At 52.2% G+C, this 22,222-nt stretch carries 21 protein-coding genes; 16 read left to right on the top strand and 5 right to left on the bottom strand.

All coding sequences use genetic code 11. From position 1 onward, the window contains the following. Positions 1-176: 176 nt before the first annotated feature. The 6 genes from BS640_RS10795 to BS640_RS10770 are packed head-to-tail and all read left to right on the top strand — an operon-like array spanning position 177 to position 6,131. The gene (locus tag BS640_RS10795; RefSeq protein WP_225741475.1) at positions 177-1,313 is read left to right on the top strand and encodes an aminotransferase-like domain-containing protein; all 1,137 of its coding nucleotides are present in this window, start codon (positions 177-179) and stop codon (positions 1,311-1,313) included. Then, positions 1,310-2,395, top strand: a complete 1,086-nt coding sequence (gene dpgA, locus BS640_RS10790; RefSeq protein WP_084912548.1) for a 3,5-dihydroxyphenylacetyl-CoA synthase DpgA — start codon at positions 1,310-1,312, stop codon at positions 2,393-2,395. Before BS640_RS10795 ends, dpgA begins: the two co-directional genes overlap by 4 nt. A gap of 58 nt (positions 2,396-2,453) precedes the next feature. Then, on the top strand, positions 2,454-3,095 hold the full coding sequence (locus tag BS640_RS10785; RefSeq protein ID WP_017492696.1) for an enoyl-CoA hydratase/isomerase family protein: 642 nt from the start codon (positions 2,454-2,456) through the stop codon (positions 3,093-3,095). A gap of 10 nt (positions 3,096-3,105) precedes the next feature. Beyond that, positions 3,106-4,344, top strand: a complete 1,239-nt coding sequence (locus BS640_RS10780; RefSeq protein WP_084912547.1) for an enoyl-CoA hydratase/isomerase family protein — start codon at positions 3,106-3,108, stop codon at positions 4,342-4,344. A 15-nt stretch (positions 4,345-4,359) separates the two neighbouring features. Continuing rightward, positions 4,360-5,172, top strand: coding sequence for an enoyl-CoA-hydratase DpgD (gene dpgD / locus BS640_RS10775; protein ID WP_017492694.1), 813 nt, complete (start codon positions 4,360-4,362; stop codon positions 5,170-5,172). Positions 5,173-5,216: 44 nt separating this feature from the next. After that, positions 5,217-6,131: a LysR family transcriptional regulator gene (locus BS640_RS10770; RefSeq protein ID WP_084912546.1), complete on the top strand. Its 915-nt coding sequence runs from the start codon at positions 5,217-5,219 to the stop codon at positions 6,129-6,131. Positions 6,132-6,193: 62 nt separating this feature from the next. Here the strand turns inward: BS640_RS10770 and BS640_RS10765 are convergent, their stop codons facing one another. Then, positions 6,194-6,973 (bottom strand): L-threonylcarbamoyladenylate synthase, encoded by a 780-nt coding sequence (locus BS640_RS10765; protein ID WP_017492692.1) that lies wholly within the window; start codon positions 6,971-6,973, stop codon positions 6,194-6,196. A 224-nt stretch (positions 6,974-7,197) separates the two neighbouring features. Here BS640_RS10765 and BS640_RS10760 point away from each other — a divergent pair, with 224 nt between their 5' ends. From BS640_RS10760 to BS640_RS10735, 6 genes are all read left to right on the top strand, one after another. Beyond that, the gene (locus tag BS640_RS10760; RefSeq protein ID WP_017492691.1) at positions 7,198-8,100 is read left to right on the top strand and encodes a LysR family transcriptional regulator; all 903 of its coding nucleotides are present in this window, start codon (positions 7,198-7,200) and stop codon (positions 8,098-8,100) included. Between the two features lie 87 nt (positions 8,101-8,187). Further along, positions 8,188-9,720, top strand: a complete 1,533-nt coding sequence (locus BS640_RS10755; protein ID WP_017492690.1) for an MFS transporter — start codon at positions 8,188-8,190, stop codon at positions 9,718-9,720. 9 nt (positions 9,721-9,729) lie between these two features. Continuing rightward, positions 9,730-10,785: an HlyD family secretion protein gene (locus tag BS640_RS10750; protein ID WP_084912545.1), complete on the top strand. Its 1,056-nt coding sequence runs from the start codon at positions 9,730-9,732 to the stop codon at positions 10,783-10,785. Beyond that, positions 10,782-12,209, top strand: a complete 1,428-nt coding sequence (locus tag BS640_RS10745) for an efflux transporter outer membrane subunit (RefSeq protein WP_084912544.1) — start codon at positions 10,782-10,784, stop codon at positions 12,207-12,209. The genes BS640_RS10750 and BS640_RS10745 overlap by 4 nt, the downstream gene beginning before the upstream one ends. A gap of 180 nt (positions 12,210-12,389) precedes the next feature. Then, entirely contained in the window at positions 12,390-12,791 is a 402-nt protein-coding gene (locus BS640_RS10740) for a hypothetical protein (protein WP_017492687.1), read from the top strand. Positions 12,792-12,815: 24 nt separating this feature from the next. Further along, the gene (locus tag BS640_RS10735; protein WP_084912543.1) at positions 12,816-13,199 is read left to right on the top strand and encodes a hypothetical protein; all 384 of its coding nucleotides are present in this window, start codon (positions 12,816-12,818) and stop codon (positions 13,197-13,199) included. 55 nt (positions 13,200-13,254) lie between these two features. On the opposite strand, the gene fucP is transcribed toward BS640_RS10735, so the two are convergent. After that, the gene (gene fucP, locus BS640_RS10730; protein ID WP_084912542.1) at positions 13,255-14,499 is read right to left on the bottom strand and encodes an L-fucose:H+ symporter permease; all 1,245 of its coding nucleotides are present in this window, start codon (positions 14,497-14,499) and stop codon (positions 13,255-13,257) included. Between the two features lie 471 nt (positions 14,500-14,970). Here fucP and BS640_RS10725 point away from each other — a divergent pair, with 471 nt between their 5' ends. Further along, on the top strand, positions 14,971-15,780 hold the full coding sequence (locus BS640_RS10725) for a Cof-type HAD-IIB family hydrolase (RefSeq protein WP_017494168.1): 810 nt from the start codon (positions 14,971-14,973) through the stop codon (positions 15,778-15,780). A 129-nt stretch (positions 15,781-15,909) separates the two neighbouring features. Next, positions 15,910-17,604, top strand: coding sequence for a D-lactate dehydrogenase (gene dld / locus BS640_RS10720; protein WP_084912541.1), 1,695 nt, complete (start codon positions 15,910-15,912; stop codon positions 17,602-17,604). Between the two features lie 156 nt (positions 17,605-17,760). Here the strand turns inward: dld and ampC are convergent, their stop codons facing one another. Next, positions 17,761-18,903 carry a class C beta-lactamase gene (gene ampC, locus BS640_RS10715; protein ID WP_084912540.1) on the bottom strand — a complete coding sequence of 381 codons (1,143 nt, stop codon included), beginning with the start codon at positions 18,901-18,903 and terminating at the stop codon, positions 17,761-17,763. A 183-nt stretch (positions 18,904-19,086) separates the two neighbouring features. Further along, positions 19,087-19,536 carry a manganese-binding transcriptional regulator MntR gene (mntR, locus tag BS640_RS10710; protein WP_017494171.1) on the bottom strand — a complete coding sequence of 150 codons (450 nt, stop codon included), beginning with the start codon at positions 19,534-19,536 and terminating at the stop codon, positions 19,087-19,089. A 200-nt stretch (positions 19,537-19,736) separates the two neighbouring features. Here mntR and BS640_RS22065 point away from each other — a divergent pair, with 200 nt between their 5' ends. Beyond that, complete coding sequence (locus BS640_RS22065) at positions 19,737-19,877, top strand: hypothetical protein (RefSeq protein ID WP_017494172.1); 141 nt, start codon at positions 19,737-19,739, stop codon at positions 19,875-19,877. 79 nt (positions 19,878-19,956) lie between these two features. On the opposite strand, the gene BS640_RS21910 is transcribed toward BS640_RS22065, so the two are convergent. Continuing rightward, the gene (locus BS640_RS21910) at positions 19,957-20,112 is read right to left on the bottom strand and encodes a TOBE domain-containing protein (protein ID WP_225741575.1); all 156 of its coding nucleotides are present in this window, start codon (positions 20,110-20,112) and stop codon (positions 19,957-19,959) included. 117 nt (positions 20,113-20,229) lie between these two features. On the opposite strand from BS640_RS21910, the gene BS640_RS10705 reads away from it, so the two are divergent. Then, positions 20,230-21,774 (top strand): DUF2235 domain-containing protein, encoded by a 1,545-nt coding sequence (locus BS640_RS10705; protein WP_038328474.1) that lies wholly within the window; start codon positions 20,230-20,232, stop codon positions 21,772-21,774. Positions 21,775-22,222: the final 448 nt, after the last annotated feature.

Genomic DNA, 22,222 nt, shown 5'->3' with positions numbered 1-22,222 from the left:
AGCGATTAATCCGGTGCAACGCCGTGGCTCCCCCATGCCTGCAATACGGAATAACGAATTTGGAAATAATAATGAATAGCGAAGAGAGTATATTATCAACGGTAAGCTTTCTCTCGAGGAAGTACCCGCAGGCTTGCTCGTTCTCATTGGGCAGGCCCAATCCCGAGGTTTATGCATTGCTTGATTTTGAACACTATCGTCAGGTCTATAAAAATACGCTTGATGAAATGTTTAGTCATAATCAGAAAGACATTAATGAACATTTGTGTACCTATGGGCCGAGTCAGGGGGTTATTAATGGCCATGTTTCGCGGTGGTTATCCATTGATGAAAATATCCACGCCGCCGAAAATGACATCTTTATTACCAACGGATGTCAGGAAGCCTATAACCTTATTCTTCTGCATGAATTACGCGAGGAGAGTGATTGCGTATTGATTATTGAGCCAACCTATTTTGGTTTTAATGATTGTGTTTCCGTGTTAGGGAAATCGTCGGTCACGGTCTCCGTTAATGACGTCAGTGACGAGGCGGGCGCTTTCCAGTTTGAGAATCTGACCGCGCTTATCGCCGAGTTTAAAAGCCAGGGTAAAAACACCAGACTCCTTTATATCAATCCTGACTTTAATAACCCAATGACTTACCGTTTGTCCGAGTCTGAGAAGGCAACGCTGTTGGCAGTGTGTCATCAAAACGGGGTCAAGATTATCGAAGACAGTACCTATTCTGGCTTCTATTTTGACGGAGAGCGCGGTCACTCCATTAAGTCGCAGGACCCGCATGGGCTGGTGTACTACGTGGGATCCTTCTCCAAGGTGATGTGCCCGTCGCTGCGTTTGGGGTATCTAATCCTTAATCAGTCAGACGCCGCGACGCGCGCCGATATACTGCATATTAAAGACCACACCAGCCTGAGCACCAGCGCACTGAATCAGCAAATCGTGGCAGGGTTTTTAATTCACTACGGGTACTCGGTGGAGGCTTGGGTACGTCCCATCCGTGAAGAATATCAACGTCGCCGAAATGCCATGGTCGAGGTGCTGCAAAGTGAATTGGATGGCTCGCCAATTAAATGGCAACCCCCGCAAGGTGGATTCTTTGTGTTCCTGAAATTACCGTTTTCAATCACCTCAAAGGATTTAATTCACTGCGTCGAGAATTATCAGGTCACCTTTATGCCGGTTAGTTATTTCTCTCGACGAGAAGGCAAAGTGATTAACGGGATCCGACTGGCCTTTAGCTATTACGAGCCTGAAATTATCGAGCAGGGCACGCGAGAATTCTGCAAGTTTTTAAAGGAGAGATTTCTATGAATATAAATACCCGTGATTCCCATGCCCCCTATATTTTAGCCTGTGCGCATGACGTTCCTGAAACCTCCTATACCCAGCATGAAGTCTGTGACAATTTGGGGATAAAAGACGGTCGTATTCGCTCGATATTTATTAATAGCGGCATTAGCAAACGTCATTTGTCGATAAAAGAGATGGCAAAGAGTGAGCCTAACGCCGAGTCACACGGTGAAATGCTGAACCGTCATGAATATTCCGCGCTTGAACTGGGTGCGAATGCCATCAATAAATGCCTGACTAAAATCGGTAAAACCGTTGAGGACATCGCCTGCATTTGCTGCGTGACCTCGACCGGCTTTCTGGTACCGGCATTAAGCGCCCGATTTTGTCAGTCGCTGGGCCTCTCCGAGTTTTGTAACCGCATCGATATTGTTGGCATGGGCTGCTCTGCGGGTCTAAATGGCCTCGATGCGGTCAAAAACTGGTCGGTGGTCAATCCAGGCAAACTGGCCATCGTGGTTTGCACCGAAATCTGTTCGGCCGCCTACCTCGAAGACGGCACGATAGCGACCTCGGTGGTCAACAGCCTGTTTGGTGACGGTGCCAGCGCGGCGGCCGTGGTGTCTGAACCCGCAGACAAAATCCTGCCCGCTGGCGCTGTTCGACTGCTCGACAAGCTCAGCCTGACGGAGTCAGAGGGGATAGGCATGATGAAGTTCGACTGGAACGACGAGCAGCACAAGAACAGTTTTTATCTCTCGAAGGATGTGCCTTACGTAGTGGGTTCCAAGGTTGAGAAGGTCATCAACAGGCTACTCGGCGAACGGTCGCTTAGCGTAAGCGATATCGACCATTGGATTGTCCACTCGGGCGGCAAGAAGGTTATCGACTCCATCTGCATCAATCTGGGGCTGACCAAGAACGACCTTCGCCATACGCGCAGCGTATTGAACGATTTCGGTAATTTATCCAGCGGATCCTTCCTGTTCTCGCTGGAGCGCTTACAGAATGAAAAAACCGCCAACAAGGGTGACCTTGGGGTGCTAATGACCATGGGACCCGGCGCGGCCATCGAAACGGCCTTGGTACAGTGGGCCGAATAAAGCTCCTCGTTTCTTTTGAACCCACGATTGAATTCAACCCATTTTAAAGAGGTGTGTTATGGAACGTCTGAACATGAATATCGAAGATACTGCATCAATTTCGGTCGAGCTTATCGAAAAAATTAACCAGCTTTGCGCGCAGGCCGAGGCCGACGAGCAGGTAAAAGTCGTTGGCTTTACCTTTGGCAAGACCTCAGGGGCCGACGCTGGTGAAGCCATCGCCGACGTTGCGCTGCTGCACAAATGGGAGAAAAGCCTGCGACGCCTTGAGAATGTCAATGCGCTGATTGTTGCTCACTGTGAAGGCGAACTCTCGCTGGCAGCGATGTCGATACTGGCCGTCTCTGACCTTCGTATTGGAACCCCCGCGTCCTCTTTCGGCTTGAACGGCAAAGAGGTCACGGTACCGGGGATGCTGATTCACCGCCTGACCCAGCAGTTAAATGCCAACGGGTTACGTTCACTGCTGCTGCTTGGCAACCGCTGGTCCGCCGAAGAGGCCGAAGCCAATGGGCTGCTAGATCGTCTAGCCAGTCAGCCGCAGGCGTTGACCGAAGACATTATTTTTGGACTTAATCCACACGCCTTTAATGATATCCGCGTGCGTCGCAAGCTTATCCTTGAGGCGAGCACCGCCTCATACGATGAAACACTGGGTCTGTCGCTTTCGGCCAGCGACCGAATCATGAGAAAAGGCTGAGAGGCAGACGATGTCCGACCTGATAACTGAAACCTTAAACAACGCGGCCAAACGGGTGAAATCACGGCTGGCCGAACTGGCATTGACGGCGGATACGCCGAGCGAAACGCAAATCGAACGCTGCAATCAAGACAGGCAAATCCAGGCCTTTTTTGAGGAAAATGCGTTGGCACTGTATGAGCATTGGACCGCACTTTACTCCCGTTCGCTGCGGGTGACGGACCTGTTTGAAAGGACGTTCTCTGTGCTTTTCGCGCCGCAAACCACAGTCAGTGATGTGCGCGTCGTTGCCGACTACTGTTTTTCACTGTTCCTGCAGCAGGTGCTACAGAGTGAAGACCATGGAACACACCTGCTGCATGCCCAGCTTGAGCCAAAGGCGCTTTCGCTGTCTCTGATGAGGCCGTTTGCCGCCGATGGCAGGCTTCGTCTGGCGTCGCTGGAGATGACGCGGGAGGGCGAGGCGGCGGTCATCACCTTCCTCAATGGCCATAATCTCAACGCCGAAGATGGGGAATTTGTCGATGATTTAGAAACGGCTATAGATATCCTCTGCTTGTCGCCAGATATCAAGGTCGGCGTACTGCGCGGAGGAGAAGTCACCCATCCCAAATATGCTGGCAAGAGGGTCTTCTGCTCCGGTATTAATTTGAAAAAGCTGCACAGCGGCGAAATATCCTACGCCGGTTTTCTCATTGGCCGAGAGATGGCATGCCTCAACAAGCTTATCCACGGCGTGACATATCCGACGCCTAATCTTGTCAGCAGAGCCGTTAAACCCTGGATTGCGGTGGTCGATACTTTTGCCATCGGTGGCGGCATGCAGATGGTCCTGGCCTGCGATTATGTGATTGCGGAAACGGGCAGCTATGCCTCGTTGCCTGCCGCCAAAGAGGGCATTATCCCCGGCGTTTCCAATCTGCGCCTGACGGCGGCCACCACCGAGCGGTTTGCCAAGCGGGTCATTTTGCATGGTGAACAAATCTATGCGGGCGCTGCCTATTCAGATTATATTTTTGACCAGGTGGTGACGTCGCAAGAGCTGGACGGAGCGTTGGCCGACGCCGTCGAACTGATGGCTGCGCCGGCAGTTCCGGCCAATAAGCGAATGATTTCGCTTTCGAAAGAGCCTTTATCGGCCTTCAGACACTATATGGCGAGCTTCTGTACCGAACAGGTCATCAGAATGTATTCTCGCGATGTCAGGGAAAAAACCGGCAAATTTGCTCAAAAGGCGAAACTGGGTTGAAAGCAGGAGAGCGTAATGACCAAGCAGGATGAAAATCCTCAGGCGGTGCAGTACCAAAAACGGGGGCGGGTGGCGTATATCACCCTTAACCGTCCTGACGTACTTAACGCCATGAATCTCGAGATGCACCGCCAACTGCTGGCGGTATGGGAAACGGTGAATCAGGACGCTGATGTCTGGGTGGTGGTGCTGGCGGGCGAGGGGGGCCGCGCCTTTTCGGTGGGACAGGATCTCAAAGAACTCAAGCTGCGCTATGAGGCCGGTGAGCCACCGTCGAGTCTGGGCAGCGGCGGTCGTGCCGGATGGCCGAGATTTACCGAGCGTTTCGACATCCATAAACCGGTGATTGCCAAGGTCGACGGTTATGCCTTCGGAGGCGGCTTTGAGCTGGCGCTGGCCTGCGATTTGATTGTTGCAACGGAGGAGTCCGTTTTCGCTCTGCCTGAGGCTAAGCTGGGCCTGATTCAGGGCGCGGGCGGGATCTTCCGACTGACGCGACAAATGCCGCTTAAACAGGCGATGGAAATGCTGCTGACCGGTAAAAGGATCACCGCCCGTGAAGCACTGGAATTTGGCCTGGTGAATCAGGTGACGACGAAAGAGAATCTTGATGAAGCGGTGAATAAGCTCACGCAAGATATCCTGCGCTGTTCACCGATGGCGATTCAGGCGATTAAAAATATTGCCTATGAAAGCGCCGACAAGAGTCTGGAACAGGCCTTTGCCGCTGAATACTACGCCGAGCAGCAGCGTTTACAGAGCCTGGATTTAGTTGAAGGCGTTGATGCATTTTTGGAAAAAAGAGATCCTGTCTGGTGCGGGAGATAATTATGTTATTTTATCTTATGTTTTAAAAAACCTTAGATTGGTCGATGGACAATATAGAAAACCTTACCGCGATGGTGGTGTTTGCCCGCGTGGTTGAAACACTCAGCTTTACCGAGGCCGCAAAATCACTGCGGCTCTCGAAATCCTCTGTGAGCCGAGAAATAGCCAGCCTTGAAGTGAGACTCGGTGCGCAGCTGTTGAACCGCACCACGCGTAAAATCGCGGTCACCGACGTGGGGATGAGCTACTACCAGTACTGCAATCGTATACTGAATGAGATTAAGGGTGCCGAGCATTTCATTCGTCACTTTCACGAAGAGCCGATGGGCAATCTGCGCCTGATTGCCCCGGTGACCTTTGGCTGCCAATGTGTTGTTCCGGTGCTCAACCACTATATAAATAACAATATTCACGTCAACGTTGACCTGGACTTAACCGATCGACCGGTCAATATGGCCGATGAGCTCTATGATATCGCGATTGTCATCACCCGCGACAGGCCGGAAGCCGCACAGATAAAACCTTTGATTCCAATCACCTGGGGTCTTTACGCCGCGCCCAAATACGTTGCCCGACTGGCAAAAATAACCAAGCCGGAAGATTTGCCGCGCCACGACTACATCCTGTTCCGTGGGCCAGCACACACGATTTCATTACCTTTTTATAAAGACAAGCAGAAGCTGGATATTGAGGTGCGCAGCCGTTTCAGAATGAACAACAGCGTGGCTTTGATGAGTTCGGCGATGGCCGGAGGCGGTATTGCCTACCTGCCGGACTACATTGCTCAGGAGTCAGTACACGAAGGCAAGCTGGTGCGGCTGTTGCCTGACTGGAAGATGGACACCTATCATTCCTGGGTTTTATTCAAATCGGACAGCGGCCTCTCGGCGCGCGTCAGGCTGTTTGTGGACGACCTCGAGAGAAAGTTGCGCCAGCTTTACCTCACGCCTTCTGATTAGAGGCTGAAAAATAAAACGGACACCCGAAGGTGCCCGTGCATTTCTGACCGTAGCCGCAGGGATTAGTAGTAGTTACCTTGACGGTAATCCCAGGTCAGGAAAATATCAGACATGATTGACATGATTTTATCCACATCCAGGCCTTTACGGATCAGGATAGGGCATGGGGTCACGCTGCGTTGGCCTTTCTGCTCTGGAACCAGCGTGCCGTTCTCGTCAACCATGGAGACCATCACGCCTTGCTCGTAGCGGGTTTTCTCGGTTTCGTTCGGTTGAATCGAGGTTACGTATTCGTTGGCTTCGATAATCAGGTCTGCGTGTGATTCGATACGCTCGCCGATGCCTTCTACCTTGCCGCGGTTGCCTTTACCTGATGGGTTAGCGGAGCTGGCGAAGGAGAACTTGCCGTGGTTTTCCCACAGCTCTTTGGCCAGAATCTCACCCGGCTTACCGAATTTGATCACGAAGCAGCTGGTGTCGCGCTTGTCCATCATCATGGTTTTAGAACCGTCGTCTGGAATGCGTGCCTTGGCGTCTTCTTTCCACGGCAGGATGCAGCCCAACAGAATGTCTTTGTCCCAGTGCTGCTGATACAGCGCTTCAATCTCAGGGTTCAGCTGAGCCAGTGACTTCAGCTGCTCCAGAGAACCACACAGCACAACGCCTGGCTTGTTACGGTTACGCTCTTTGGCTTCAAACTTGCGATCCAGACCTTTAGCGTCTGAAGTCATGATGATGTAGCCCACTTTAGTCGGGCAAACGATCATGCCGCCGTCTTTAGACAGGATTTCAACTGCTTCCGGCTGTAAGGCACCGTTCCACTGAATTTTTTTGCTAGACATGTTCGCGACCTTTCTATTTTAAATGACATTAACGGGAAGTATTCGGCGTGCCGAATCAGTGAAATCATCCTACCGCATTTTTTCTAAACCGCGAGTATTTTGCAGCAAAGTGTTTGATTGTTTCATTCTGGCAACAAAAGGCGCAGGGAAGAGGGTATTCGTGCTGGCCCTGGGATTCGGCGCTGTGCTATAACTCGGCCATCCTCTCGATATGATTGATTATTATGAAGCTTCCCGATCTAAACCTGATTATTGCGCTCGATGCCTTGTTAGAAGAAGGCTCGGTGATTGGTGCTGCGCGGCGCATGAACCTGAGTCCCCCCGCGATGAGCCGCACGTTGACCCGCATCCGCGAGCAGCTTGGCGACCCGATTCTGGTGAAGACTGGGCGCAGAATGGTACCGACGCCGCGTGCGCTGGCGTTGCGTGAACAGGTGCATCAGACGATGGAAAGCGCGATAACGCTGCTGCAACCTGAGTCGGTGCTTTCGCTCGCGGCGCTGGAGCGTACTTTTACGCTGCACGCCAATGACGTGTTTATCAGCGCCTACGGCGGCGTGTTGCTTGCGCGTTTGCGTGAGGAGGCTCCTAACGTCGGGATCCGCTTTACGCCAGAAAACGGCAGCGATGAAGACAGCCTGCGGGATGGCAAGGTCGATCTCTATATCAGCGCGATGCGCCCGCTGGGTGACGATATTCACGTGCAGTCACTGTTTAGCACTCGGTTTATGGGGCTGGCTCGCGAGGATCATCCCATCTTCAACGCCGAGATTACCCCGCAAAGTTATGCCGCCTATGAGCACATTAGCGTCTCGAGACGGGGGCGGGCGCGGGGTCCCATCGATAAACAGTTGGCAGAGTCGGGACTGCTGCGGCCTATCTCGCTGGTGGTGCCAACCTTCCACTCTGGCGTGTTTTCGTTAGGCAATTCAGACCTGATTCTTTCGCTGCCGGAGCACGTGGTCCGCGCGGTGCAGAGCATGGGGATTAAAGCGCGCAGCTTTGCGCTGCCGGTGACGGTCGAGGCTATTCCGATAGTGCAGGCCTGGCATCCGCGTTTTCAACGTGATGCTGCTCATCGCTGGCTGCGGCGCATCATTCATGATCTGTGCCAGTCGTGCGTCTGACGCACTCCTCAACTGCAAACATAGCAATTTCTCAATCCCTCGCGCCTTTCTAGACTGAGCCTCTCATTAATCTGTAGAGGACAAGTAATGGAAATAACCGCGCAACCCAAGGTTTCGCCTGCTGCCGCAACCTTCAATCTGCGCATCATGACTGGGCTGGTGGGCATTCTGCTGGCGTCGCTGATTGCCGGGCTGAATGAACATGTGACCGATATTGCGATGCCCGACGTACAGGGGGCGATGTCAATTAGCCACGACGAGGGCAGCTGGCTGACTACCCTTTATGAGGCGACGCAGGTCGCTGCCATGGCCTTCGCCCCCTGGTTCTCGGCCACCCTCTCGCTGCGTCGCTTCACGCTCAGCGTTACCGCCGCCTTTATGCTGTTGGGCGTTCTTTGTCCCTTCGCCTCCAACCTGCACCAGCTGTACCTGCTGCGTGCACTACAAGGGCTGTTCGGCGGCTGTCTGCCGCCGATGTTGATGAGCGTCGCGCTGCGCTTCTTACCCCCCGGCATCAAGCTTTATGGCCTCGGTGCCTACGCATTGACGGCAACCTTCGGGCCAAATCTGGGCACGCCGCTGGCGGTACTCTGGACCGAGTATGTCGGCTGGCGCTGGGCATTCTGGCAGGTCGTGCCGGTTTGTTTGCTGGCGATGAGCGCCGTGTACTGGGGGATCCCTCAAGACCCGCTGCGGCTCGAGCGTTTTCGCCAATTCAACTGGCGCGGGGTGCTGTTGGGTTTTCCGGCGATCGCCTCGTTGGTTATCGTGCTCGAGCAGGGGACGCGACTTGGCTGGCTGGACTCGCCGTTTATTGGCCGCATGCTGGCGTTGGGGCTGGTTAGTATGACGCTGTTTATGGTTAACGAGTGGTTCCACCCGCTGCCTTTTTTCAAGGTACAACAGCTGGCGCGGCGCAACCTGACGTTCTCGCTGATTACCCTCGGCGGCGTATTGGTTATCCTCGTCGCGGTACCGGGCATTCCTGCCGCTTATCTGGCGGAGGTTCAGGGATATCGGCCGCTGCAAATTGCCCCGCTGGCGCTATATGTCGCGCTGGGTCAGCTGCTCGCGCTGCCGCTGGTTTCTTCGCTGTGCAACCTCAATCGGGTGGATTGCCGGTGGGTACTCGCCGTCGGGCTGGGACTTATCGCGCTGACCTGCTATCTCGGCAGCGCGATGACCTCCGACTGGATCCGCAATAACTTCTACGGCCTGCAAATGCTGCAAATTCTCGCGCAGCCGATGGCGGTCATTCCGCTTCTGATGCTCGCCACCAATGGGTTACCGCCGATTGAAGGTCCTTCTGCGTCCGCCTGGTTTAACACGGTTAAAGGAATGGCGGCGGTGGTGGGCACCGGCGTGCTTGAGGGAGTGACTACGATGCGTGAGCACTTTCACTCCCACACGCTGGTCGACAGGCTCGGCGGGCGTTCACTTTGGTTAGCGCAGCAGCATGAAGGTCTCACGCGGCTTGCCGGGCAAATTAGGGCGCAGGCGCTCGTGCTGGCCAGCGCTGACCTTTATCGTGTGATGGCGTTTATTACGCTGACGTTGATTATTTTTATTCCTCTGATGGCGACACGGGTTTATCCCCCGCGTCCCGTCAAAGATGCTTAAGGTTTGACGATGACCCCCTCTTTATTGACCCCTAAAAAAACCCTGATTGCCATCGTTGGCGCGGCTGTTTTGGCGATCGCGCTAATTTGCGGGTGGCTTTTTTCCACCAGCACGGACCAAACCACCAACGATGCGTTTATCAGTGCCGATTACACCCTGGTAACGCCGCGCATTAGCGGACAAATCACCCACGTCAGGGTTGAAGATAACCAGTATGTGCATCAAGGACAGCCGATGATTGATATTGATGACCGCGACCTGCGCGCGGCGCTCGATGCGGCAAAGGCGAATCTGCTGGTTCAGCAGGCCACGGTCGCGAACGCTGAGGCGAGCCTGATACAGCAGCAGTCCAATATTCATCAGGCGGCGGCGACCCTGGCGGCAAGTCAGGCGACTTACGTCTTTGCCAAAGCCGATTTTGCGCGCTATCTCGACCTGGCGGCGCAGGGCGCAGGCAGCAAGCAGAACGCTCAGCAGGCGCGGTCGCGTATCGATACCGCGCAGGCTAACGTCGCACGAGACAGTGCCTCCCTGGATGCAGCGCGTCAAAAAACGGCGATTCTGCTGGCCGAGCGTGAACGCGCAACAGGGGAGTTGAAACGTGCGCAGGCTGCTCTTGATGCCGCTGAGCTGAACCTTTCCTATACGCAGATTGTTGCGCCTGTCGACGGTTGGGTCGGTCAACGCGTCGCGCGGCAGGGAGCCTATGTCACGCCGGGCAATACGCTGCTGGCCCTGGTACCGCTCAAACGTGCCTACGTTATCGGTAATTTTCAGGAAACCCAGCTTGAGCACGTTCGTCCGGGTCAGCCGGTGGATATCCGCGTCGACAGCTTCGGCGGGGCCACGCTGCACGGCGTGGTAGACAGCTTCGCGCCTGCGACGGGCGTGACCTTTTCGCCTATCGCCCCCGACAACGCCACCGGCAATTTTACCAAGGTGGTTCAGCGTATTCCGGTAAAAATAGTGCTTGATGCGGGCCAGCGTGAGGCATCGCGACTGTTGGTCGGAATGGCGGTAGAGGCCACTGTGCATACCGCCGCAACGGCGGGGAGCAGGCCATGAAGAGGGTATCTCTTGCACTGAGCGTCACGCTGCTTGGCGGTTGTACCTTGGGACCAGATTTCAAGGCGCCGCAGGTCACAGGCCCGGTTGTCTGGACGCAGGGCAGCGCCGCCAGCCGCACGGTTGACAAAGGCATCAGCCCGCAGTGGTGGGGCATTTTTCACGACGCGACGCTGACCCGCCTGATTACGCGTGCGGCACAGGCTAATCTTGACCTGAAGGCTGCGACCGCACGACTGATGCAGGCACAGGCCGAACGGCGCGTTATCGGTGGTGATAGCCAGCCGTCGGTTAACGGTGCGGTCAGTTATCAGCGTGCGCGCAACAGTCAGGAGGGATTGCAGGATATTTCGGGCCTTGACGGCAAACGAGCCTATAACGTCTGGCAGCCGGGCGTTGACGCTTCCTGGGAGCTGGATATGTGGGGCCGCGCGCGTCGCGAGCTGGAGTCGGCCAGTGCCAGCGTCGAGGCCAGCGCTGACCTCCGACGCGCCGTGCTATTAACGGTACAGGCAGAAACCGCGGGGGATTATATTCAACTGCGCGGCATTCAGGCTCAGCGGGCGACTACCGAGCAGAACCTTACCGTTGCCGAGCACAGCCTCAAATTGACCTCTGTCCGTCTGTCTGACGGCGTGGCTACTCAGCTTGAAGTGGCCGAGGCGCGGGCGCAGGTGGCGGCTATTCAGGCGAGGCTGCCTATTTTAGAACAGCAGCAGTCGCATTTAATCAACGCCTTAAGTTATCTGATGGCCGAACAACCGGGTGCGTTGAGCCGAGAACTGAACGGAGTAAAACCGCTCCCGCTCACCCCGGTTGAGGTTCCGGTCGGCCTGCCGTCACAGTTGGCACAGCGCCGACCGGATATTCGTGCCGCTGAGGCCCAACTGCATGCGGCTACCGCGGAGATTGGCGTTGCCACCGCCGATTTTTATCCCAGCATTACCCTTTCGGCTAACGCCGGGCTTCAGGCGATGCAGTTCAATCAGCTGGGTCAGTGGGGCTCGCATTTTTACAATTTTGGCCCTGGCCTGAATCTGCCGATTTTCGAAGGCGGTCGCCTTCGAGGTCAACTGGCGTTGCGCAAGGCTCAGCAGCAGGAGGCTGCGGTACATTTCCAGCAAACGGTGCTGAAGGCGTGGCACGAGGTGGACGACGCGATGGTCGATTACGATACCCATCAACGGCAGCGGCAGAAGCTGGTCACGGTGGTCGAAGACTCGCAAATCGCACTCGATAACGCCCAGCGGCAATATATTGCCGGCGCCACCGACTTCCTCAATGTGTTAACGGTACAACAGGCGCTGCTCGACGCGCAGCAATCGCTGGTCATCAGTAACACTAATGTGTCGATGTCTTTGGTGCGGCTTTACAAGGCGTTGGGTGGCGGGTGGGAAAAGGCCTATCCTGGCGGCACAGTTTAGTGTATTTCGCTCATAAATAACTCAGCCATTGCAAGGGGATAAATGGTGAGGCACTATAAATTTGCTTGTTATTCATCCGATTTAATATCTTTTAGTCTTAAATGATCTTGGAGGTTTTATTGGGTTGTATTTACGCCCAATAAAACACCCACTAATTTAATAAGCTGATAAGGATTTAAGATGATTATTAATGAAGGGTTATTAACGCATAACTTATTGATTAAGCTTGTTACCGGTTCTCCCTCTGCACGTATTAAAGAAGAAGATAAAGGATTCTTTCTTGAGGGCATGGGGCGAATTTATATGTTCCGGTCCGGCGGAGGGAATGGCATCAGCAAAAGCAACAGATCTGAGCTGCTACGGCAGGAAGAAAATGCGCTAAATAGAAATTTACAGGATGCTGATTATCATCATGAGAACCAAGTGAATAATATTATTCGCCGTTATTCGTCTCATGTCCAATCTAATGAACTTTATAAAAGACTTGATATTGATGCCGAGAAAAACCGCTATCGGCAAGAAAAACAGCAGATTGAAAGTAGAAGCGCTCGGGAGGTTGCTCGAATCAATAATCTGGCATGAAGATGTCAGCCATAAGGACGATAAATGAGTTCGTCAGGTCATCAACAGAATGAACAAGAGAATAATAAGCTTATTAATAATGCGATTCATTGTCTACAGTTCCTGGGGTGTCCTCTTCAGGAGGTCGATACCCAGCACATTACGCTGCCAATAAAAATAGAGTTTCAATATAGTTACGATTTCTTTATATCGATCAAAGACACTGCGCTAATAATTAGCGTTGAGTTAAATAAATCCGGGAGCATTGAATATCTTGAGGATGTATTTGGCAATCAGTATGAGTTTGAAGACCTTGGTGAGTATTTTTCGGTGAGCTGTCGGGTGCCGGAGGAGGTGGCATTGAATATTGAGGCTCTGTCTGCTTTATTTATATCAATGAAGAAAAAAGCGGCTATTTTTGTTAATTAACCCTCAGGCAGAAAATGTTGACCCTCGCTGAGAAGGAGGGCCAAAATGAATTCGCTTAGTGAGTTGGCCTGTAGCCTTTGCAGCCATACCAGGCGATGTATAGGTAGCACACCAGTGGCACAACGAAAGACACCAGCAGTGAAACGTGGTCGGCAACGGCAGCCTGAATGATAGGCATGACTGCGCCGCCGACGATACCCATGCACAGCACGCCTGAAGCACGGCCGGTCAAACCACCCAACTTGTTCAGCGCCAGCGAGAAAATGGTCGGGAACATAATAGAGTTAAACAGGCCAACGCACAGAATCGCCCACATGCTGAAAGTGCCTTTGGTGATGATGGCCGAGGCAATCAGCAGAACCACTATCATCGCGTTAAACGCCAGCAGGCGGTTGGCCTTGATTTTGGTCATCAGCACGCTGCCGAGGAAGCGTCCTACCATCGCACCGCCCCAGTAAAGGGAGAGCTTCTGGCTGGCGTCAACCGCAGAAAGAGAGGCAATGTCCGGGCGCTCCAGCAGGCTTATCAGATAGCTACCGATAGACACTTCCGCACCTACGTAAGCAAAGATACCGATCACACCCAACACCAGATGCTTTTTCTTCCACAGGCTGTGGTCTTTACCGTCGTCCTGCTCTTTCTCGTTGCTCAAGACTGGCAGCTTGCTGAATTTAATCACCAGAGCAATCAGGATAAGTACCGCGGTTAGCACCAGATAGGGCATCTGCACCGAAGAGGACTCGCTGGCATAGTAATGCTGAAGCTCACCGGCAGGCAGATGAGAAATCTGGTCAGCGGTCAGCACCACGGCGGAAAGAATAAACATGCCGCCCAGCACCGGACCAATGGTGGTACCCAATGAGTTAAACGCCTGCGTCAGGTTAAGACGGCTGGCTGCGGTATCTGCGCTTCCCAATGAGTTAACGTAAGGGTTTGCCGCAACCTGTAGCAGAGTTAAACCGGAGGCCAGAATGAACAGCGACAGCAGGAACAGCGGATAAGAGCGCAATGACGCCGAAGGATAGAACAGCACGCAGCCCAGTGCGGCAACCAGCAGGCCCATGATGATACCGGCCTTATAGCCAAACTTGCTGACGACTTTACCCGCCGGATAAGACATCACAAAGTAGGCGAAGAAGAAGCTGAACTGAACCAGCGAGGCCTGAACGTAGCTTAATTCGAATAGGGATTTTAAATGTGGAACCAAGATGTCATTCAGTGAGGTAATCAATCCCCACATAAAGAATAGCGCCGTTAGCAGAGCCAGAGGCCCTTTGTAACTTGTAGATTTTTCGTTCATGTAAGTTCCTGTTACTTATGGCTGTCAGATTATTCGCTTTCAATGGCGCCTCTGACTTAGAGATAAAATGCCGATGCGGGGTAATGCATCGTTATCTGACCCTGATGACACTCAAACAGTGCGTCAATAAAGTGACCTGGCGCACATTTTTTTGCGAGCGCAAGATTACATAAACTTTTAACGAAGACAAGCATCGGCAACCTTTGCCAACACTTTAAATAACCTAGGCAAATTTTGAGTCAGGCAATAAGAACAAGCAGTTAACGCCAGTTCTCTGCCTTTGTTTGATAAAGCGTCGGTGGATTAATCACAGTTTTGTGATCTGGATCTCATCGTAAGATTTCGTTGTTACAGGTCAATCGACAGGGTGAACGGTTAGCGGATAATACGTTATCGGCTTAGCTTTAGCGCCAGCGCTGCTGCCAGACAGCCGGCGACGATTCTTTTTTTCTTTTTAAAAACGGAAAATTTATGTCAATTAAACTGATTGCGGTTGATATGGACGGGACCTTTCTCAATGACGATAAGGCCTATGATAAAGCACGTTTTCTCGAGCAGTATGCCGAACTCAAGGCGCGTGACATCCGCTTCGTGGTCGCCAGTGGCAATCAGTTTTATCAGCTGGTGCACTATTTTCCAGAAATTCAGCAGGAGATAGCCTTCGTTGCTGAAAATGGAGCCTATGTGGTGGACGCAGGTGAGGAGATCCACTGTGGCGAGTTTGCCAAAGAGCACGTTGCACGTATTCTCGAGGTGCTGGCAGAGGTTCAAGACATCAATCTGGTGGTGTGCGGTAAAAACAGCGCCTATGCTCATGTCTCAATGAGCGAGGCTATCGTCGAAAAAATGTCGAATCACTATCGTCGCCTGAAAAAGGTGGAAGACTTCTCGACGGTAGAGGACATTATTTTCAAATTTTCATTAAACGTCCCCAATGACGCTATCCCGGCACTGCTTAAGAAACTTGCCGACGAGGTGGGTGATATCTCTCAGCCGGTCGGCAGCGGCTTCGGCTTTATCGACCTGATTATCCCAGGTTTGCACAAGGCCAACGGCCTCAGCCTGCTTCAGGCGCGATGGGGCATTAAAGATCAACACGTCGTGGCCGTTGGCGACAGTGACAACGATATTGAAATGCTGCGCCATGCCGGGTTTGGTTTTGCGATGGCTAACGCCAGCCCGACCGTCGCCTCGGTGGCGGATTATCGGACTGAAAGCAACAACCAACAGGGCGCATTAAACGTTATTGCACGGGTTCTGGACGGAAAATCACCGTTTTAGATTAGAGAAAGTTTTTTGATACTCCTATTCTGCCACTGTACTCGGGCAGTTTTATAACCACTAAAAAATCAGAATATTTTATTGAATCGTCAGCCGCCGTTCACGCGCGCGGCCAAGGGAGAAAGGCAGATGGAGAAGGGTGTAGCAATTATTCCTCAGTTGCAGCAGATTTTGACCGGCGACCAGTTACTGACCAGTGAAAATGATAAAGCCTATTATACCAAGGGGTTTCGCGTCGGTCAGGGACAGGCGCTTGCCGTAGCCATTCCTGACTCCCTGCTGCAACTTTGGCAGGTACTGAAGCTATGCGTCGCCGCTGACAAAATTATATTGATGCAGGCATCCAACACCGGTGTGACCGGCGGTTCAACCCCAGACGGCAATAATTACGATCGTGACGTCGTTATTGTCAGCACGCGGCGTATAAAAGGTGTGCAGATCATTGATAACGCGCAACAGGTTATTGCTTTCCCCGGAAGCACGCTGACCGAGCTGGAAAAGGCGCTGTTACCGCACCATAAAGAGCCGCACTCCGTGATTGGCTCTTCATGCATTGGCGCCTCGGTGATTGGCGGCGTTTGCAATAATTCTGGCGGTTCGCTCATTCGGCGCGGCCCGGCGTTTACTGAAAAATCCCTTTTCGCGCAGATTAACAACGACGGTAGCCTTTCTCTGGTCAATCATCTGGGCGTATTTCTGGGCAATACGCCAGAAGAGATGATTGCGCGTCTCGAAAATCAGGATTACACCACCGGCACCGCGCCGGACTGGGAAGGGAAAATCTGGGCCGACGATTATGCTGAGGTTATCCGTGACGTCGATGCCAATAGCCCGACGCGCTTTAACGGCAACGCGCAATACCTGCACGACAGTTCGGGCAGCGCGGGAAAGGTAGCGGTGTTTGCGGTTCGGCTTTCGACCTTCGATAAAGGCGACCGCACGCAGACTTTCTATATTGGCACCAACGATGAGCAAGAGCTTGTCGGGCTACGCCGTTATTTGCTGCAAAATCTGCAAGAACTGCCTCAGCAGGCGGAATATATCCACCGCAACGCGTTTGATCTGACGGTGCGTTACTCCAAGCATGTTTATTGGGCAATCGATCGTTTGGGGCCAGAGGCTTTACCGTCTTTAATGGCCGGGAAGGCTAAATGGGACCTGCGGGTGAAAAAGGCCGGTTTCTTACCGCTTAATCTGGTCGATAAAGTGCTGCAAGGGGTAAATAACCTGACGCCGAAGCGCGTGTCGAAACGCATCCTCGACTATCGAGACCAGTTTGAGCATCATCTGATGATAAAAACCGAGGCTCGCCACGCGCCTGAACTGCAGCTTATGCTGACCTCGTTTTTCGCAGGGAAATCGGGGCAATTTTTTGCCTGCGACTCGCGTGAAGAAAAAGACGCCTTCCTGGTTCGCTTCGGCGTTGGCGGCTGTACGGTTTCGTACTGCGACTATATGGGCATCGACACCAACCAGCGGCTGATGGCGTTTGACGTAGCGCTGCGCCGTAACGATGACCAGTGGCGAATTGTGTTACCCGCACATCTTCAGGCGCAGGTGCTGGAAGACTCCTGCTGTGGGCACTTTTTCTGCTTCGTAAACCATCAGGACTACATCCTCAAGCCTGGCGTAGACCCGGTGACTTTCAAGCATGAGGTGCTGGAGTATCTTGACCGGCGCGGTGCGAAATATCCCGCTGAACACAACGTCGGGCATTTGTACTCTGCCTCCGGTGAATACGAGCAGCACATGCGCGAGCTTGACCCGACCAACAGTTACAATCCAGGGATAGGCAAGACCAGCAGGAAAAAATATTGGCGCTAGGTTGAGGCTTGAGCCAGGCGGTTGAAAGCCTTGAATGCAGAGGGTTCCCTACTAGTGGAAACCCTCTGTACAAAGGCTATTTTCCTTCCCGACGCGCAAAACGCGCGCCTTTGACTTAAATCATTATGTTTTGAATTAAAAACACATATTCAATAATTAAAAGTCCGGATCGACGGCCTTCATAACCTCGTATGCCGCCTTAACCCTTGCCTCGTTAGGGTAAGACTTATTCGCTAGCACAATGATTGCCATCTTTTTGATAGGCACAAACAGGGCGTAGGTCGAAAATCCGCCGGTAGAGCCGGTCTTGTTGTAGATGGCCTGCTCCAACGGGGGCTGCGGCGGGTTGATGGCCTGAGTCGGCTGGGGCTGGGAAATAATCTGCGAGCCGTTGTTGTCTAACAGGGTTTTCAGCGCTGACGGATAGGCGTAGTTTTCCCACATCATATCCTGCGTAAACTGCCCGACCTGATAGTAACCGCGATGCGTCGCGTCTACCGCTGTCTGCCATTTGGCGTCAATGGGTTGAGTTCGTAGATTTATGTTCAGGTAACGAATCAGGTCCGCCGAGCTGGACTTTATGCCGTAGGCCTCGGCGTCCAATACCCCAGGATTGACGCGCACCGGCTGATTCTGTTTGTTATAGCCCTGAGCATATTCACCCATTTTATCGGGCGGAACCTGCACATAACTATTGTGCATACCCAACGCGGGCAACATACGATTTTGCATGATGTCGGTAAACGGTTGATTAAGGCTCTTGGCCGCTATCATGCCCAGCAATCCAATCCCCATATTCGAATAGATGCGCTGGGTGCCCGCCGGTTGGGCAGGTTTCCACTGCTTAAACCAGGCCATAAGCTGAGCGTTGTTTTTCACGTGGTCTGGCTCGAATAGCGGCAGGCCAGAGGTGTGCGTGGCCAGATTTAGCAACGTTATTTTGTCAAACGCGGTGCCTTGCAACTCAGGGATATAGTGGCTGGCGGCGTCAGAGTAGGAAATTTTGCCCTGCTGTGCGGCCCAGTTGGCCAACGTCGCGGTAAAGGTTTTGCTCAGTGAACCGATTTCAAAAATCGTGTTCTGGCTCACCGCCTTGTGCGTCTCTTTGGACGCAACGCCATAGTTGTAGAATGTATTTTTACCGTTGATGCTCACGGCAATGGCCATACCCGGTATCTGATATTGGGCCATTAACGGCTTGATTATCGAGTCGATTTTATCCTGCTCGGAGGATGCAGCCTGAGCGGAGGTGATAAAGGAAAGGCTCAAAAATGCGATAGCGATAGGCTTGAACGTCATCTCGTTTAAATCCTTATTAACAAAGAGTGGGGTCAGGCGTAGAGGGGGGCTATTTTTGCACGAGTTAAATGAAAAGAAACGATAATGGGGCAAACTATTTATGAACCGTGATGGGGGAAGCAGAAATATCAGTAAAAAGTCAGGAAAAATGACAAGTCTTCCTGACTTTTTAGCGGAGGGGGATTATTTCCCGGCGTTTTTCTGTTCCGTAAAACGACGGAACACGTCCAGCGTTTCATCACTGACGTGATGCTCTACGCCTTCGGAGTCCAGCCGCGCCGTTTCAGGGCTTATGCCCAATGCAATAAAGAAGGCCTCAACCACGTTATGGCGTTCACGGTTTTCCGCCGCCAGCTTCTCACCTTCAGGGGTTAAAAACGTGCCGCGATAAGGCAACTGGCGCACCAATCCCGCGCTCGCCAACCTTTTCAGGGTCTTTGCCACCGTGGGCTGAGAAACCCCCAAACGTGCGGCCAAATCGACTTGCCTTGCTTCACCAAATTCCTGAATCAAATCAGAGATAAGCTCGACATAGTCATCCATGAGTTCCCGACGATGCGCCTCGCGCACCTGTAAAAAGCCCTGAGCGTGATCTTCCACATCCAGCAATGGACCTACTTTCTTATTTTTCACAACGCCCGCCTTTTTTCTTGCTCAATGGCTTTTTACTTCACTTCCAGAAGCCACATACCTCGCGACAATGGGAGGCATTGTAAACCAAGTATCTCCAACCACCAATTTTTGCTGACTTTGCTATGGCTAACAAATATAGCCTGTGCTATACCTGTACAATAAACCTTCTTCAGTACGTGGTTATCAAGCAGGAGTCTTTCATGGAACAGAGTCTGAGTTTTTGGAAAGTGTATGACCGTTCACCGTTGCGTTTACGGCTCTTCTTACTGCAGATGATTCAGGATTGGCTAGCGGAAAAACGCCATCAGCAGGACAACGATAAGCCGAAGAAAGCTGACTGAACATAGTGAGACTGATTAACGCTAACGCCTTAAGGGAGCTAGCGTTTAAGCATAATCAGTGTGCCATCACCTTTAATGCCTAAACGTTGTGCGGTTGCCACGACAGCATGACGTCGCTATCCGCTGTCCATCCGGCTTTTACCTGGGTAACAGGCATCTTAAGCATCAAATTCCCCTGACTCAAAACCTCGATCATCATCCGCACGCGATCCCCCAAACAGACAAACTGCTGAATTCCTGAATTGAATCATTTTTATATGTCGATTAAGACTTTGCACCCTGAAGGTAACAGGCTAGGTTTAAACTGGTTTCCTATGGTTTCTAAGTCAAAAGGGATGAGGTGAAAACCTTTATGCATCTGATTATTTTCTGTGACGGTACCTGGAATACTCCCGAGCAAACCGACGGCGGTATATCTGTTCCCACTAACGTGGTTAAAATGCGTAACGCGCTCGAAAAAACCGATAAAGAGGGGCTTGAGCAGCGGGCTTACTATCATCCCGGCGTCGGCACCAAAGGGGGCGCAATACGTCGCATTATTGACGGCATCGTCGGTGACGGGTTGGATAAAAACATCATGAGTGCCTACTGCTGGCTGGCCAAAAATTACCAGGTTGGTGCCACCATCTGGCTGTTTGGCTTCAGCCGTGGGGCCTTTACCGTGCGTAGCCTTGGTGGCATGATTTCACACTGTGGGCTGCTCGACCTGCGCTCGCATCCGCTAAGTGAGAAGGAAACCTGGTCAGCGGTTCAGGATGTTTTTAACTGCTACCGTGCGCAAAAAACGGTCATCGCCAGTGAAGAGCGCGCCTTTCACTACGTCACGCCCGGCCAGTCCTGTAGCCACACCGTACCGATAAACTTTATTGGCGTATGGGACACGGTTGGGGCATTAGGGATCCCGGAAGACGTGGCGTTTCTGAGTCTACTAAACGGCAGCTCGCGCTATAAATTCCACGATACCAGCCTGAGTCCGATGGTTAAAACGGCGCGTCACGCCATCTCCATCGATGAAAAGCGGCAAACTTTTATGCCCACGCTGTGGACCGGCGTTGATCCAACGCGGGACGTTAAGCAGATTTGGTTCCCCGGCGTGCATGCGGACGTGGGCGGAGGCTACGTGCAGCATGGATTATCCGATGGCGCATTGCGCTGGATGATAGAGCAGGCCGAAGCCGAAGGGCTGAGGTTTAGGGAGGCTTCACTCGCTCAGATAGTTCCCGACTCTCTCGACCAGCAGCATGATTCCGCGATTGGAGTATTCAAAGATCTCAAGACCCGCCCGCGCAACGTGCCTTTTTTCAGCGACGAGAACCCCTCGTTGCATCAGTCTGCGCTCGACAGGCATCGCAACCCACCTTTGACTCAGCGTGACTATTGGCAGGGGCAAGCGCTGAAGAAAGAGCAATCAATCGGCGTTGAGGTTTTCGCACATGAATTCTGGAATTTTACCGGGTTTTATTTGCAGGCGGGCGTGACGTACGAGTTTCATGCCACGGGTGAGTGGCTCGACGGTCATATTAACTGCGGGCCGAAAGGCACTCGCGACGGTAAATTCCATTTCGGCAAAATTCCGCAGGCTTTGTCGTCACTGTTGGGCAAATTTGAGCTGCTCTACAGCAAGATGACCGGCAACTATCAGGCCGATTTCTGGCTCACCAAGCGCGAAGAACGTATTGGCTGGTTTGTGCTGACGGGCATGGTCGCCAACGATTATCTGCCGGACGCGACCCCGAAGCATAAAAATGACTTTTTGCCCCACGAGGTGTTCCAGATAGGTGAAAGGCAAGTCTTCACACCGAAGGCCAGCGGCTACTTGTATGCTTTTGCCAACGATGCCTGGCAGGCGTACGGCAATAATCGCGGCAGCGTAAAACTGACGGTTAGCCGCAGATAGATTTTACGATTTCCCTGTTACTGCAAAAAATCCCCCTATCAAAGCCAGACAGGCTCATTCTCACGGCGCACCAATTCTGTGCGCCGCACCACAAAATATAAAATTGCTTATCCCCTGTTATAAGGGATTATTTTACCCCTCAAATTTATTCTGCACTTGCACAGTGCGGATGCTGATATTCATTGGTTATTTTGCACCAAAACAATGATTTATTTCATGCCAATTCTTATCTAGCCATAAGAAAATTGAATGGCTGCTGATATTTGACTTAATAATGTTATCTTCATCACAAATATCATGCTTGTATAATAAGTTAACTTAATGATTTTAATCAATTTTATAATTAATTTTAATTCTCTTGTTTTGTGTTTTTTAGCCTCTTAAATAGCCCTTCCTGACCCTTTGGTTCAGAAAAAAAACGTTGAACATTTAATTTTTAAAATGATAA

The sequence above is a fragment of the Rouxiella badensis genome (assembly GCF_002093665.1).
Classification (GTDB): Bacteria; Pseudomonadota; Gammaproteobacteria; order Enterobacterales; family Enterobacteriaceae; genus Rouxiella; species Rouxiella badensis.
This window is presented reverse-complemented; position numbering and strand designations above follow the sequence as displayed.